The organism is Cupriavidus sp. TMH.W2 (assembly GCF_050847365.1).
In the GTDB taxonomy this organism is placed as follows: Bacteria; Pseudomonadota; Gammaproteobacteria; order Burkholderiales; family Burkholderiaceae; genus Cupriavidus.
In genome coordinates this window covers 2,075,179-2,087,740 of sequence record NZ_CP193792.1, presented here as the reverse complement: position 1 = coordinate 2,087,740, position 12,562 = coordinate 2,075,179, and the positions used below count along the sequence as shown (strand labels likewise).

The window sequence follows — 12,562 nt, the reverse complement described above, 5'->3', positions numbered from 1 at the left end:
CCGGATACTAGCCATCTCGGAAAACTGTTTGTATAATCTTGTTTTTCGTCGATCAGCGCTTCGCTGATGACCTCTACGGTGGCTGTAGCTCAGTTGGTAGAGTCCAGGATTGTGATTCCTGTCGTCGTGGGTTCGAGTCCCATCAGCCACCCCAAAGCATTCTCCAAAACGGCGCCTCCCAGGGGGGCGCCGTTTTGCATTCCCCGGGGGTGTTATGTCTGTTCGAGCGGTAATGCTTGGCGTAGCGATGGCAGCGATGATGGCAGGGTGTGCCAGCGGTACGTCTGATCAGGCGATTCGCGCGCGTCAGCCCATGCGCTTGTTCACGCCCGCCAAGATGGGCGATGTTGCGAAATGCCTTCGCAACAACCTGGGCGATGATGCCTCAGTCGTCAACTATCCGGCAAAGAACCAGACTGAGATCCGCATCGGCCAGACTACGTCTGGTGGCGAATACCAATACGCCTACCTGATTTCGCTGACAGCGAAGCCGGATGGCACCGCGCTGGAGTTGCGCAAGAGCGATACGTGGTTTCCGCAACTGACGCCGACGGAACTGGAAGCTGAAACCAAGGCGTGCGCGCGTAGCTGAGGGCAGGGCCACCAGCCGCGCGGACCGCACCCGCAAATTTCAGGCCGCCAGCTTGTCGGCGGATTCGAGTTCAAGCATGCGGCAGATCGCCGCCATGCTGCCGACCATGGTACGGCGCTGCGCCCCCTGGTAGACGCGTACGCCTTTGCTCTGGCGGAACGGCACGGGCTTGACCGGGCGACGGGCGGCGACGTGGTGGATTTGCGGCATGGTGGCACCTCTTTTAGGCAAAGCGGGGTCAACACCCGGCAAGCCGGGCGGCGTCTGCAAAGCAATGGAAGCGGGGTGGGCCCGCGCAGGCGGATCGCCTGCTGTGGTGCCCGGCTAGAAGCCGGAAGATCGGATCAGCCCGACGGCGATGCCTTCCAGCGAGAACTCTTCGCCGGGCTCCACGATGATGTTGGTGAAGTCCGGGTTCTCTGCAATCAGTTCAATATGGCCGCCGCGCCGCTGCAGGCGCTTGACCGTGACGTCATCGCCCAGGCGCGCCACCACGATCTTGCCGTTGGCGGCTTCGCTGGCGCGGCGCACCGCGAGCAGGTCGCCATCGAGGATGCCGGCGTCGCGCATGCTCAGGCCGCGCACGCGCAGCAGGTAGTCGGGGCGTTCGTCAAACACCGAGGCGTCGACCTGGTACTGCCGGTCGATATGCTCGGCGGCGAGGATGGGGCTGCCGGCGGCCACGCGGCCCACCAGCGGCAGCGTCAGCTGCATCACGCCGGCCATCGGCAACGAGAACTGGTCCGGCATTTCCGAATCGCTGCGCGCCACCTTCAGGCGAATGCCACGCGAGGCGCCCGGCGTCAGTTCGATCACGCCCTTGCGCGCCAGCGCCCTCAGGTGTTCTTCGGCGGCATTGGGGGAGGAGAAGCCGAACTCCGCGGCGATTTCGGCGCGCGTGGGCGGAAAGCCGGTGCGGCGGATCGTGTTGCGGATCAGATCGAAAATCTGCTGCTGCCGGGGTGTCAGGGTCGCCATGGGATCGCCGTTCCGTGCGGGGCCGCGGGGAATGTCGGGTCATGGATCTGCCGATCCCTTATCCTGCATCCGGCGGGCCAGGCACTGTATGTTTAAACAGTATGCTGTGATTTTATACAGTATCAGCCTGAGCGCAAGCAGAATTTTTGAGGCGGCTCGCATGGACCGGAGGCGCGTTGGCTGCGCCAGCCCGCGGCAAGGCAGGCGTGCCCGTTACAATTGCCGCTCATCGTTCCCTGTTCCCTGCGCTCCCCCATGACCCAATTGCCTCGTATCGTCGTGCTCGCCACCGGCGGCACTATTGCCGGAGCGGCCGGCAATCCCGCCAGCAGCGCCCGCTACCAGGCGGCGACCGTGCCGGTGTCGTCGTTGCTGGCGGCGGTGCCCGCGTTGCAGTCGGTGGCCCGGGTCGAGGCCGAGCAGGTGGCTCAGGTCGACAGCAAGGACATGACCTTCGCACTCTGGCAAACGCTGGCGGCACGGGTGCAGCACTGGTCGGCGCTGCCCGATGTCGCGGGCATCGTGATTACGCATGGCACGGACACGCTGGAAGAAACCGCGATGGCGCTGCATCTGACGCAATCGTGTCCGGTGCCCGTCGTGATGACGGCGGCGATGCGCCCGTCGACCTCGCTGTCGGCGGACGGGCCGCTAAACCTGCTGGATGCGGTGCGCGTGGCCGCCCACCCCCAGGCGCGCGGCAAGGGGGTGCTGGTGGTGCTGAACCAGCAGATCCACGCGGCACGGGATGTGGCCAAGGCCCATACGTCGGCGGTGGATGCTTTTGTCTCGGCCTGCGGACCGCTGGGTTTCGTGCAGGACGACTATGTGCGCTTCGCCCGCGCGCCGCGTGCGGCATGGACGATCGGGCCGATGCCCGCGGCGTGGCCGGTGGTGGAGATCGTGGCGAGCTACGCCCAGCCGGGCAGGGTGGCCGTGGATGCGCTGGTGCAGGCGGGGGTTGCCGGGCTGGTGGTGGCGGCCGCCGGCAATGGCTCGGTGCACGACGTGCTGGCCGCGGCGCTGGCCGATGCCGCGGCTTCGGGGGTGGCAGTGGTGCGCAGTTCGCGTACCGGTGCCGGCCATGTGGCGATTCCGCCCCAGCCCAGCCCCGCCGACGGGCTTTTCGTTTCCGCCACGGATCTCAATCCTTATAAGGCGCGCGTGCTGCTGGTCCTGGCGCTGGCAGCGGATGCGGGGCTGGCGCGCGACCCGGCGCGGCTGCAGGCGGTATTTGCCAGCGCCTGATTTGCCTGTGTAATCATTGGCTTGCGCGCTTGTCAGAATACGGGCTATAATTTAAGGCTATTCAACCTTGCCACACCGGACTCGTGACGCCCGGGTGGCTAATCCAAAAGGAGCGTCAATGCGTCATTACGAAATCGTCTTCATCGTCCACCCGGACCAGAGCGAACAAGTGCCCGCCATGATCGAGCGCTACAAGCAGCTCGTCACCTCGCAGAACGGCAACGTTCACCGCGTGGAAGACTGGGGCCGTCGCCAGATGGCTTACATGATCCAGAAGCTGGCCAAGGCTCACTACGTTTGCCTGAACATCGAATGCGGCAAGGAAACGCTGGCTGAACTGGAACACGCGTTCAAGTTCAACGACGCCGTCCTGCGCCACCTGATCGTGCAGACCAAGAAGGCCGAGACCGCACCCTCGCCGATGATGAAGGAAGTGCAGCGCGAAGAAGCCCGCAAGGCCGCGCAAACGACCACCGAAGGCCAGGCCGCCTGAGTGCGGACTGCGGTGCGCGCCGTGGCTGACAGCGTTGGCCAGGGCACGGGTGGAAACAGCAAGGATTGCAACCAGCAAGAGGCCCCGCGTTGAACCAGCTTCGGCTTGCCGCCACCCTGGCGGAACGCGATGCCCTGCGCTATACCCCGGCCGGGGTCCCCGTCGTGAACTGCATCCTGCAGTACAGCGGCGAGGCCGTCGAGGCGCAAACGCCGCGGCAGGTCGAGTTTGCAATCGCGGCGATGGGGATCGGCCAGGTTGGCCAGCGTCTGGAGCGGCTACCGCTCGGCACGCTGCTCGACTGCGAAGGATTCCTGGCTCGCAAGCACCGCAACAGCAAGGCTCTCGTCTTTCACATCACTGGATGTAAAGCATTCGAAAAGGATTGAATCATGGCATTCGTCAAACGTGACAACAAGAACAAGAAGCGCTTTCAGCAACAGAACCCGCTGTTCAAGCGCAAGCGCTTCTGCCGCTTCACCGTGGCTGGCGTGGAACAGATCGACTACAAGGATCTGGACACCCTGAAGGACTTCATCGGCGACAACGGCAAGATCACGCCGGCCCGCCTGACCGGCACCAAGGCTCACTATCAGCGTCAGCTGGATACGGCCATCAAGCGCGCGCGTTTCCTCGCGCTGATGCCGTACACCGACCTGCACAAGAACTGATCAGGCCCTAGGTCCGTCAAGGAGAGAATACGATGCAAATCATTCTGCTGGAAAAAGTCGTCAACCTGGGCAACCTCGGTGACATCGTCAAGGTGAAGGACGGTTACGCCCGCAACTTCCTGATCCCGGGCAAGAAGGCTCGCCGCGCCACGCAAACCGCGATCGCCGAATTCGAAGTCAAGCGCGCCGAACTGGAAAAGGCCGCTGCCGAGAAGCTGGCCGCCGCGCAAGCCGAAGGCGAGAAGCTGAACGGCCTGACCGTCCAGATCGCCCAGAAGTCGGGTGTGGACGGCCGCCTGTTCGGTTCGGTGACCAATGCCGACATCGCTGAAGCCCTGGCTGGCCAAGGCTACAAGCTGGAAAAGGCCCAGGTTCGCATGCCGAACGGCCCGCTGAAGATGGTGGGCGACCACCCGGTCAGCGTTGCGCTGCACACGGACGTCGTGGTCGACGTGACCGTGTCGGTCGTGGGCGAAAGCGTCTAAGGACGTGCCGCCGCGCCGGCGCGCTGCGCCGGCTGAAGCACCGCAAGCACTGCAAGCAAAAAAGGCAGGAGCCCTGGCTCCTGCCTTTTTTGTTGCCCGCTTGTCTTTGCAGGCCCAGTCGCCAAATGTCCGGCGAAGTGCGTCCGCCCGCCGTTATAATCCCTCCCCATGAACGCGCCCGTCGCCGACCCCCAACTCGAGAACCTCAAGGTCCCGCCGCACTCCATCGAAGCCGAGCAATCGGTGCTGGGTGGCCTGCTGCTGGACAACGCCGCCTGGGACCGCATTGCGGATTTCATCTCCGAAGCGGATTTCTACCGTTTTGACCACCGGATGATCTTCCAGAGCATCGCCCGGCTGATCTCGGCCACCAAGCCGGCCGACGTGATCACGGTCTATGAGATGCTGCAGGTCGCCGGCAAGGCCGAGGAGGTCGGCGGCCTGGCGTACCTGAATTCACTGGCGCAGAACACCCCCAGCGCGGCCAATATCCGCCGCTACGCGGAGATCGTGCGTGAACGCTCGGTGCTGCGCAAGCTGGTGACGGCAGCTGACGATATCGCCTCGGCCGCCTTCGCGCCCAAGGGCCGCGAGGTGCGCGAGCTGCTCGACGAGGCCGAGTCCAAGGTCTTTGCGATTGCCGAAGAGGGCTCGCGCGGCCAGAAGGGCTTCCAGGAGATCCAGCCGCTGCTGACCCAGGTGGTCGAGCGCATCGACGAGCTGTACCACCGCGATTCCACCACCGACGTCACGGGCGTGCCGACCGGCTTCATTGACCTGGACAAGATGACCAGCGGCATGCAGCCTGGCGACCTGGTCATCGTGGCCGGCCGCCCGTCGATGGGCAAGACGGCGTTCTCGCTGAACATCGGCGAGCACGTGGCGGTGGAGCAGGGCCTGCCGGTAGCCGTGTTCTCGATGGAAATGGCGGGCACCCAGCTGGCCATGCGTATGCTTGGCTCGGTCGGCCGCCTTGATCAGCACCGGCTGCGTACCGGCCGCTTGCTGGATGAGGACTGGCCGCGGCTGACGCATGCGATCCAGCGCATGAACGACACGCAGCTGTTTATCGACGAGACGCCGGCGCTGAACCCGATGGAGCTCCGTGCCCGTTCGCGGCGCCTGGCGCGCCAGTGCGGGCAGCTTGGCCTGATCATCATCGATTACCTCCAGCTGATGTCGGGTTCCGGCGGCGGTGAGAACCGCGCCACGGAAATTTCCGAAATTTCCCGTTCGCTCAAGGGCCTGGCCAAGGAACTGAACTGCCCGGTGATCGCCCTGTCGCAGCTGAACCGAAGCCTGGAACAGCGGCCCAACAAGCGGCCGGTCATGTCCGATTTGCGCGAATCCGGCGCTATCGAACAGGATGCCGACGTGATCCTGTTCATCTACCGCGACGAAGTCTATAACGCGGATTCGCAGGACAAGGGCACCGCCGAGATCATTATCGGCAAGCAGCGTAACGGCCCGATCGGCACGGTGCGCCTGACCTTCCTCGGCCAGTTCACGAAGTTCGACAACTTCAGCGGCGGCCCGGCTTTCTTCGACAACGACACCTGACGAAGTCAAGCCAGCCTGCAATAGTCGGTGCTGCGCCGTCTCGTTTGTGCCGAATTCGCGGGCAATATCCCTGTAACCCTGTAAAATATTGCGCTTTGATGACAGTTGCCACCAGCGGCTGTCATCAGACGCGTCCGCTCAATCCAGCAACACCATCCGCAGCGCCAGATCGCTGCCACAAGGAACATTCCATGTTCGGCCGATTCATGCCCACGGAGGGCAAGTTCTTCGAATATTTCAACCAGCACGCCGACTGCGCGGTGACCGCCGCCCATGAGCTCCAGGCGCTGGTCAACGACCTGCCCAACGCCGAGGCCCATGCCCGCCGTGTCCAGGCCACCGAAAAGAAGGCCGACCGGATCACGCACGACACCATCGACCTGCTGCACAAGACCTTCATCACGCCGCTGGACCGCGACGAGATCCACAAGCTCATCACGACCATGGACGACATCCTGGACCTGATGGAAGACGTGGCCGAGACCATCTCGCTGTACGACGTGACCAACCTGACTGACGAGGCCCTGCGCCTGGCGGCCATCTGCGTGCAGTGCTGCGACCAGGTCAAGATCGCGGTGGGCCTGCTCGAGGACATGGGCAACGCCAGCGCCATCCTGAAGACCGCGCAGCAGATCGACCAGCTTGAATCGGAAGCCGACCGCGTGATGCGCTCGGCGATGTCCAAGCTGTTCCGCGACGAGACCGATGTCAAGCGCCTGATCAAGCTGAAGGCCATCTACGAACAGCTCGAGACGATCACCGACAAGTGCGAGGACGTCGCCAACATCATCGAAGGCATCGTCCTGGAAAACGCCTGAGGCGGCAATCGGCATGCAGACCATACAAATGAGCCTGTGGGTGATCGCCCTGCTGGTGGCGCTCGCGCTGCTGTTCGACTTCATGAACGGCTTCCACGACGCGGCCAATTCGATTGCCACGGTAGTGTCCACGGGCGTGCTCAAGCCGCACCATGCGGTGGCGATGGCGGCAATGTGCAACGTCGTCGCGATTTTCATTTTCCACCTGAAGGTGGCCGCGACGGTTGGGACCGGCACCATCGATGTCGCGATCGTCGACCATTACGTCATTTTCGGGGCCCTGGTCGGGGCCATCGCCTGGAACGTCATCACCTGGTACTACGGCATCCCGTCGTCGTCGTCGCACGCGCTGATCGGCGGGCTGGTGGGCGCGGCCGTGGCCAAGTCCGGCACCGGAGCGCTGGTGGGCAGCGGCCTGCTGAAGACCGTGGCCTTCATCCTGATCTCGCCGCTGCTGGGCTTCATCCTCGGTTCGATGATGATGGTGATCGTGGGCTGGACCTTCTTCCGCACGCCGCCGTCGCGGGTGGACCGCTGGTTCCGCCGGCTGCAGCTGGTTTCGGCTTCGATGTACAGCCTGGGCCATGGCGGCAATGACGCGCAGAAGACCATTGGCATCATCTGGATGCTGCTGATCGCCAGCGGCCACGTGGTGGCCGGCGGCCAGCCGCCGACCTGGGTGATCGTCAGTTGCTACGTGGCCATCGGCATGGGCACGCTGTTCGGCGGCTGGCGCATCGTGCGCACCATGGGGCAGAAGATCACCAAGCTCAAGCCGGTCGGCGGTTTCTGTGCCGAGACGGGCGGGGCCATGACGCTGTTCTTTGCCTCGGCACTGGGCGTGCCGGTATCGACCACGCATACCATCACCGGCGCCATCGTGGGCGTCGGCTCGGCGCAGAAGATGTCGGCGGTGCGCTGGGGCGTGGCCGGCAATATCGTCTGGGCCTGGGTGCTGACGATTCCGGCATCGGCCTTCATGGCGGCAATCGCATGGTGGATCGGGCGGCACATCCTGTAACGCAGGGGCGACCGTGCCAAGCAAAAAGCCAGGCTGATGCCTTAATGCCGTTCAGTTAGCCACCGTCGTCCCCGCGAAAGCGGGAACCCAGTGACTTCATCCCCAAAGGGGACGTGAAAGACGCTGGATTCCCGCCTGCGCGGGAATGACAGTAGCGTTTGATACCTTAACTGAACAGCATTAAGGCTGATGCCTGGCTTTTTGCTTGGGCGCTTCACTGGTTGGCGAAGGCCGCGATGGGGTCGTCGTCGGCTGGGACCGGGGCAGGGACCGGCTCCGGCACGGGTGCGGCAGCCGGGGGCTGGGCGGGGGGCGGCGGCTGATTGACGGCCGCCGCCACGCGGCGCGCGCCGTTGTAGCGCGAGGCCCAGTAGGGCTTGCCCATGTCCTCCAGCCGGACCGTGCCGCCGGACGACGGCGCATGGACAAAGCGGTTCTGTCCGACGTAGATGCCCACGTGCGAATTGGCGCGGCCCGTGGTGTTGAAGAACACCAGGTCGCCGGACGCCACCTCGCTGCGGTCCAGCGAACTGCCGCGGGTGCCCATCGCCTCGGTGGTGCGTGGCAGGTTCACGCTGGCCGCGCGTGATACCACGTAGCGCACCAGGCCGCTGCAGTCGAAGCCGGAGTCCGGTGTGTTGCCGCCGTAGCGATAGGGCGTGCCCACCAGCGACATGGCCTGGATCGAAATTTCTTCCAGTCCGGCGCTGGGGTCGACCATGGGCTTGCCCGGCGTGCGCGGCAAGCCGGCGTAGCGCGAAGGCGGGGAACTGGCACAGGCCGCCAGCAGCAGGGCGGTGGCGCACAGCAGCGGCAGCCGCGCCCGGGCAAGCGGGCGCAGCGGATGGGAAGCAAGACGGGTACGGCGCAATGGCATCCTGAGTTTCCGGTCGCCGGCCTGCCGGCGCACCGGAAGCCTTGCCGCTACCAGCGTAGCTGGGCGTTGCGCGTACCGGTGCTGACCTTGATGGACTTGGCCTGGCCCTTGTAACTGGCCTCGATATTGTAGCTGCCTTCGGGCACACGTATCAGGCAGCGCGGGCCGGCGGCGCGGAAGGTGGCGATTTCCTGTTCGTCGCGCACCAGCTTGACCTCCACGTCGGACAGGAATTCACCGTTCGCACCTTGCGTGAACTGGATGCCGATATTGAAGTCTTTCTCTTTCGCCGCGAGCGCCTGGCGTTCGTCCTCGGCCACGCCGCCGCAGACGTAGCTGACCGGGCCCATGGTACGGATCACCATTTCGTCGGCGGCGGCACGGGCCGGGTGCCAACTGGCGGCCAGCGCGATGCTGGCCGCAGCCAGCATGGCCAGCGCAAGACGCTGCCTGAGATGGCCTCGGGCAATGGCGGTGCCGGCGCCGGTGATGGTGCGACAGCGGGCGGCAGGTGCATGCCTGCCGTGCAGATGCTGGAAATTCATCGACGCCTCCAGTCGGGATGCTTGCCGTTGACGACAGCGCCAAGACACAACGGGCGCGTCCCGCCATTGGCAGGGCGCGCCCGCAGGCTGCCGGTGTCAGAGCACGTCGCCGGCGTGGTCGGCCAGGCGCGAGCGTTCGCCGCGCGCCAGCGTGATATGGCCGCTGTGGCTCCAGCCCTTGAAGCGGTCGACCACGTAGGTCAGGCCCGATGAGCCCTCGGTCAGGTAAGGCGTGTCGATCTGCGCGATATTGCCCAGGCAGATGATCTTGGTGCCGGGGCCGGCGCGCGTCACCAGCGTCTTCATCTGCTTGGGCGTGAGGTTCTGCGCCTCGTCGATGATGACGAACTTGTTGACGAAGGTGCGGCCGCGCATGAAGTTCATGCTCTTGACCTTGATGCGCGAGCGGATCAGCTCCTGCGTGGCGGCGCGGCCCCAGTCGCCGGCGCTGTCGTCGCTCTTCTGCAGTACCTCGAGGTTGTCGTCGAACGCGCCCATCCACGGCTGCATCTTCTCTTCCTCGGTGCCGGGCAGGAAGCCGATGTCCTCGCCCACCGGCACGGTGGCGCGGGTGACGATGATCTCGTTGTACTGCTTCTGGTCCAGCACCTGCTCCAGGCCCGCCGCCAGCGCCAGCAGGGTCTTGCCGGTGCCGGCCTGCCCAAGCAGCGTGACGAAGTCGATGTCCGGGTTCATCAGCAGGTTCAGCGCGAAGTTCTGCTCGCGGTTGCGGGCGGTCACGCTCCACACATTGTTCTTGTGGTGCGTGTAGTCCTTGAGCGTCTGCAGCAGCGCGGTCTTGCCGTTGATCTCCTTGACCTGCGCGTACAGCGGCAGGCTGCCGTCGACCGGCTCCAGGAAGACAAACTGGTTGACCAGGAACGACGGCACCAGCGGACCGGTGAGCCGGTAGAACATGGCGCCGGACTTCGGGTCCTGCCAGCTTTCCACGCCCTTGCCGTGCCTGGCCCAGAAGTCGCCGGGCAACTGCATCACGCCGGCGTAGAGCAGGTCCTTGTCTTCCAGGACCTGGTCGTTGAAGTAGTCCTCGGCCGGCAGGCCCAGTGCGCGCGCCTTGATGCGCATGTTGATGTCTTTCGACACCAGCACCACCTGGCGCTCCGGGTATTGCTGCTGAAGCGCGCTGACCACGCCCAGGATCTGGTTGTCGGCCTTGCCCTGCGGCAGGCCTTCCGGCAGCTTGATGTCGTTCAGGCGCGTCTGGAAGAACAGCTTGCCCTGCGCGTCGCGGTTGCCCAGCCTGGCCAGCGGCAGGCCCTCGTCGAGCACGCCGTCGGTGCCGCCCACCAGCGAATCAAGCGTGCGGCTGACCATGCGCGCGTTGCGCGCGACTTCGCTCATGCCCTTCTTGTGGTTGTCCAGTTCTTCGAGCGTCATCATCGGCAGATAGATGTCGTGTTCCTCGAAGCGGAAGAGCGAGGCCGGGTCGTGCATCAGCACGTTGGTGTCGAGCACGAACAGCTTGCTCGGGCCTTCGGACTTGCGGGCGCGGCGCGTGGGGCCGGTGGAGGGTTTGACCAGGCTGACCGGCGCGGAGCTGACCGCGGGCGTCGATACGGCCGGGGTTTCGGTGCTGCGGGCGCGGGTGCCACCGGCGGCGCGGGCCTGGACTTCAGGCACCTCGGTGTCGCCGGTTTCCAGCAATGCCACACGCTCGAGCGCCGGCACAGGTTTCTTGCCCTGTGTGGCGGCTTTGGCCTTGGGCACCGCGGAGACCGGAGCAAATTCGCTCGGATCCAGCAATTGGGCAGGCTTGGCGGGCATGGTAGGCAGCGGCATGCTTGGCTTTCCTTTCAGGGGGACAAGAAGGGGGCGAAAGTGTCCGGGCCGCGACGCAAACCGGTGAGGCAGGCCATGGCCGGGGCATGCATGCGCGAGGCACCCGGCGCGGACAGGCATGAGAACAGACGCGGCTGCAAACAAAAAAGCCGCCATGCCTGCGGAGCAGGGTTGGCGGCTAGGGTCTGGCGGCTTTTTTGTCGGACTGCCGACACGGCAGGTCCGCTACCGGCCTGTGGCGAGAACCGCCTGGGCCGGAGAGTCGAAACAGCGTGGCATCCGGAATCTGAACTCATTACGGGCCAATGTATCCGAAGGTTTTGGGTTTGGCAATTGGGTTTGCCAACGGCTTGTTGCAACACAGCACGTCCGGGTTCCGGCCCGTGCTGCGGCGACGCCGATACCAACGCGATACCTCAGATCCCGCGCACGATTTCCAGGACTTCGTCGACATGGCTCGGCACCTTGATGCCGCGCAGCTCGTGTCGCAGGATGCCCTTGCCGTCGATGATGAAGGTGCTGCGCTCGATGCCGCGGTGCTCCTTGCCATAAAGCTTTTTCATCTTGATGACATCGAACAATGTGCATACGGCTTCGTCGGCATCGGAGATCAGCTCGAAAGGCAGTTCGAGCTTGGCCTTGAAGTTTTCGTGCGAGCGGATACTGTCGCGCGAGATGCCGAACACCTGCACGCCGGCTTTCTGGAAATCTTCATACTGGTCGCGGAAGTTCATGGCCTCCGTGGTGCAGCCCGGCGTGTTGTCCTTCGGGTAGAAGTACAGCACCACCGTCTTGCCGCGGTAGTCGGCAAGGCGGAAGGTGGCGTCGCCGGTCATCGGCGCGCTGAAGTCGGGTACGGCCTTGTTGAGACTGACGGTCATGCTTGTGGCTCCTTGGGGGAGGGGCAGGGATCGGGGGATTCGGGTGAGGGGGCTGCCGCCTTAGCGGGAGCAGATTGGGGCGCCGCGCCGGACTTCAAGCGTGGCGCCGGCTCAACTTTTGCCTGGGTCAGCCGGCTTCCGGCTCGATTAGCAGCACCGCCGCCACCTTGCGGCCTTCGGCCATCAGGATGTTGTAGGTGCGGCAAGCGGCCTGCATGTCCATGGCGTCGACCCCGACATGGCGGCGCGACAGCGACGCGGTCAGGCGCGGGTGCGGAAAGCGCAGCCGCGAGCCGGTGCCGAGCAGCACCACCTCGGGGCCGAGTTCGGCCAGTTGCTCGAAATGCGCCGGTTCCAGGTCTTCGAAGCGGCTGACCGGCCAGGGCCGGACTTCGCCCTCGGGCATGACCAGGATCGAGGTGGTGTGGCGGACTAGGTTGATTTCGATATACCCTGGCCCATAGGCCGTGACGGTATTGAGCGACTGGGGCTGGTCGGCGTGGAGTTTCACTTGGAAGTCTCTGCGGCGGCCGCCGCGGGCTGGCAGGCGCGTCCCTGGGGCGGATGGCCGGCGGCCCTGGCGGGCGGTGGAT

Annotated in this window: 16 protein-coding genes and 1 tRNA gene; 10 read left to right on the top strand and 7 right to left on the bottom strand. The window is 64.8% G+C overall.

The annotated features are described in order from the left end of the window. The first annotated feature begins 78 nt into the window (after window positions 1–78). Both ACREYQ_RS09585 and ACREYQ_RS09580 read left to right on the top strand, forming a co-directional pair. Window positions 79–154 (top strand) — tRNA-His (locus ACREYQ_RS09585). Between the two features lie 93 nt (window positions 155–247). After that, window positions 248–592, top strand: coding sequence for a hypothetical protein (locus ACREYQ_RS09580; RefSeq protein ID WP_432257409.1), 345 nt, complete (start codon window positions 248–250; stop codon window positions 590–592). 39 nt (window positions 593–631) lie between these two features. Here the strand turns inward: ACREYQ_RS09580 and ACREYQ_RS09575 are convergent, their stop codons facing one another. Together ACREYQ_RS09575 and lexA are read right to left on the bottom strand one after the other, a co-directional pair. Next, window positions 632–802, bottom strand: a complete 171-nt coding sequence (locus ACREYQ_RS09575; RefSeq protein ID WP_432257408.1) for a hypothetical protein — start codon at window positions 800–802, stop codon at window positions 632–634. A gap of 114 nt (window positions 803–916) precedes the next feature. Then, entirely contained in the window at window positions 917–1,570 is a 654-nt protein-coding gene (lexA, locus tag ACREYQ_RS09570) for a transcriptional repressor LexA (protein WP_013957143.1), read from the bottom strand. A gap of 255 nt (window positions 1,571–1,825) precedes the next feature. On the opposite strand from lexA, the gene ACREYQ_RS09565 reads away from it, so the two are divergent. The 8 genes from ACREYQ_RS09565 to ACREYQ_RS09530 all read left to right on the top strand — a co-directional run bounded on the left by ACREYQ_RS09565 (window position 1,826) and on the right by ACREYQ_RS09530 (window position 7,866). After that, window positions 1,826–2,818, top strand: a complete 993-nt coding sequence (locus ACREYQ_RS09565) for an asparaginase (protein WP_432257407.1) — start codon at window positions 1,826–1,828, stop codon at window positions 2,816–2,818. A 118-nt stretch (window positions 2,819–2,936) separates the two neighbouring features. Continuing rightward, window positions 2,937–3,311: a 30S ribosomal protein S6 gene (rpsF, locus tag ACREYQ_RS09560; RefSeq protein WP_010809513.1), complete on the top strand. Its 375-nt coding sequence runs from the start codon at window positions 2,937–2,939 to the stop codon at window positions 3,309–3,311. An 89-nt stretch (window positions 3,312–3,400) separates the two neighbouring features. After that, complete coding sequence (gene priB, locus ACREYQ_RS09555; RefSeq protein ID WP_012353082.1) at window positions 3,401–3,700, top strand: primosomal replication protein N; 300 nt, start codon at window positions 3,401–3,403, stop codon at window positions 3,698–3,700. Window positions 3,701–3,703: 3 nt separating this feature from the next. Further along, the gene (gene rpsR, locus ACREYQ_RS09550) at window positions 3,704–3,982 is read left to right on the top strand and encodes a 30S ribosomal protein S18 (protein WP_006163606.1); all 279 of its coding nucleotides are present in this window, start codon (window positions 3,704–3,706) and stop codon (window positions 3,980–3,982) included. A 32-nt stretch (window positions 3,983–4,014) separates the two neighbouring features. Beyond that, window positions 4,015–4,467, top strand: coding sequence for a 50S ribosomal protein L9 (rplI, locus tag ACREYQ_RS09545; protein ID WP_432257406.1), 453 nt, complete (start codon window positions 4,015–4,017; stop codon window positions 4,465–4,467). Between the two features lie 168 nt (window positions 4,468–4,635). Further along, a complete protein-coding gene (locus ACREYQ_RS09540; protein WP_013957138.1) occupies window positions 4,636–6,027 on the top strand; it encodes a replicative DNA helicase in 1,392 nt (463 codons plus the stop codon). A gap of 191 nt (window positions 6,028–6,218) precedes the next feature. Then, the gene (locus ACREYQ_RS09535) at window positions 6,219–6,845 is read left to right on the top strand and encodes a DUF47 domain-containing protein (protein WP_018309174.1); all 627 of its coding nucleotides are present in this window, start codon (window positions 6,219–6,221) and stop codon (window positions 6,843–6,845) included. A 13-nt stretch (window positions 6,846–6,858) separates the two neighbouring features. Then, a complete protein-coding gene (locus ACREYQ_RS09530; RefSeq protein WP_432257405.1) occupies window positions 6,859–7,866 on the top strand; it encodes an inorganic phosphate transporter in 1,008 nt (335 codons plus the stop codon). A 214-nt stretch (window positions 7,867–8,080) separates the two neighbouring features. Here the strand turns inward: ACREYQ_RS09530 and ACREYQ_RS09525 are convergent, their stop codons facing one another. From ACREYQ_RS09525 to ACREYQ_RS09505, 5 genes are all read right to left on the bottom strand, one after another. Then, entirely contained in the window at window positions 8,081–8,743 is a 663-nt protein-coding gene (locus ACREYQ_RS09525; protein WP_432257404.1) for a C40 family peptidase, read from the bottom strand. A 47-nt stretch (window positions 8,744–8,790) separates the two neighbouring features. Beyond that, the gene (locus tag ACREYQ_RS09520) at window positions 8,791–9,288 is read right to left on the bottom strand and encodes a hypothetical protein (RefSeq protein ID WP_432257403.1); all 498 of its coding nucleotides are present in this window, start codon (window positions 9,286–9,288) and stop codon (window positions 8,791–8,793) included. A gap of 96 nt (window positions 9,289–9,384) precedes the next feature. Further along, window positions 9,385–11,088 carry a PhoH family protein gene (locus ACREYQ_RS09515; RefSeq protein ID WP_432257402.1) on the bottom strand — a complete coding sequence of 568 codons (1,704 nt, stop codon included), beginning with the start codon at window positions 11,086–11,088 and terminating at the stop codon, window positions 9,385–9,387. A 416-nt stretch (window positions 11,089–11,504) separates the two neighbouring features. After that, window positions 11,505–11,969, bottom strand: coding sequence for a peroxiredoxin (locus ACREYQ_RS09510; protein WP_432257401.1), 465 nt, complete (start codon window positions 11,967–11,969; stop codon window positions 11,505–11,507). Window positions 11,970–12,096: 127 nt separating this feature from the next. Further along, the gene (locus ACREYQ_RS09505) at window positions 12,097–12,480 is read right to left on the bottom strand and encodes an Mth938-like domain-containing protein (protein WP_432257400.1); all 384 of its coding nucleotides are present in this window, start codon (window positions 12,478–12,480) and stop codon (window positions 12,097–12,099) included. Window positions 12,481–12,562 lie beyond the last annotated feature (82 nt).

Excerpts from the sequence above, each read along its gene's own strand:
- ACREYQ_RS09515 (WP_432257402.1), bottom strand. The coding sequence starts at position 11,088 with ATGCCGCTGCCTACCATGCCCGCCAAGCCTGCCCAATTGCTGGATCCG.
- rpsF (WP_010809513.1), top strand. The coding sequence starts at position 2,937 with ATGCGTCATTACGAAATCGTCTTCATCGTCCACCCGGACCAGAGCGAA.
- ACREYQ_RS09510 (WP_432257401.1), bottom strand. The coding sequence starts at position 11,969 with ATGACCGTCAGTCTCAACAAGGCCGTACCCGACTTCAGCGCGCCGATG.
- ACREYQ_RS09535 (WP_018309174.1), top strand. The coding sequence starts at position 6,219 with ATGTTCGGCCGATTCATGCCCACGGAGGGCAAGTTCTTCGAATATTTC.
- ACREYQ_RS09540 (WP_013957138.1), top strand. The coding sequence starts at position 4,636 with ATGAACGCGCCCGTCGCCGACCCCCAACTCGAGAACCTCAAGGTCCCG.
- ACREYQ_RS09575 (WP_432257408.1), bottom strand. The coding sequence starts at position 802 with ATGCCGCAAATCCACCACGTCGCCGCCCGTCGCCCGGTCAAGCCCGTG.
- lexA (WP_013957143.1), bottom strand. The coding sequence starts at position 1,570 with ATGGCGACCCTGACACCCCGGCAGCAGCAGATTTTCGATCTGATCCGC.
- rplI (WP_432257406.1), top strand. The coding sequence starts at position 4,015 with ATGCAAATCATTCTGCTGGAAAAAGTCGTCAACCTGGGCAACCTCGGT.
- ACREYQ_RS09530 (WP_432257405.1), top strand. The coding sequence starts at position 6,859 with ATGCAGACCATACAAATGAGCCTGTGGGTGATCGCCCTGCTGGTGGCG.
- ACREYQ_RS09520 (WP_432257403.1), bottom strand. The coding sequence starts at position 9,288 with ATGAATTTCCAGCATCTGCACGGCAGGCATGCACCTGCCGCCCGCTGT.
- ACREYQ_RS09525 (WP_432257404.1), bottom strand. The coding sequence starts at position 8,743 with ATGCCATTGCGCCGTACCCGTCTTGCTTCCCATCCGCTGCGCCCGCTT.
- ACREYQ_RS09565 (WP_432257407.1), top strand. The coding sequence starts at position 1,826 with ATGACCCAATTGCCTCGTATCGTCGTGCTCGCCACCGGCGGCACTATT.
- ACREYQ_RS09580 (WP_432257409.1), top strand. The coding sequence starts at position 248 with ATGGCAGCGATGATGGCAGGGTGTGCCAGCGGTACGTCTGATCAGGCG.
- rpsR (WP_006163606.1), top strand. The coding sequence starts at position 3,704 with ATGGCATTCGTCAAACGTGACAACAAGAACAAGAAGCGCTTTCAGCAA.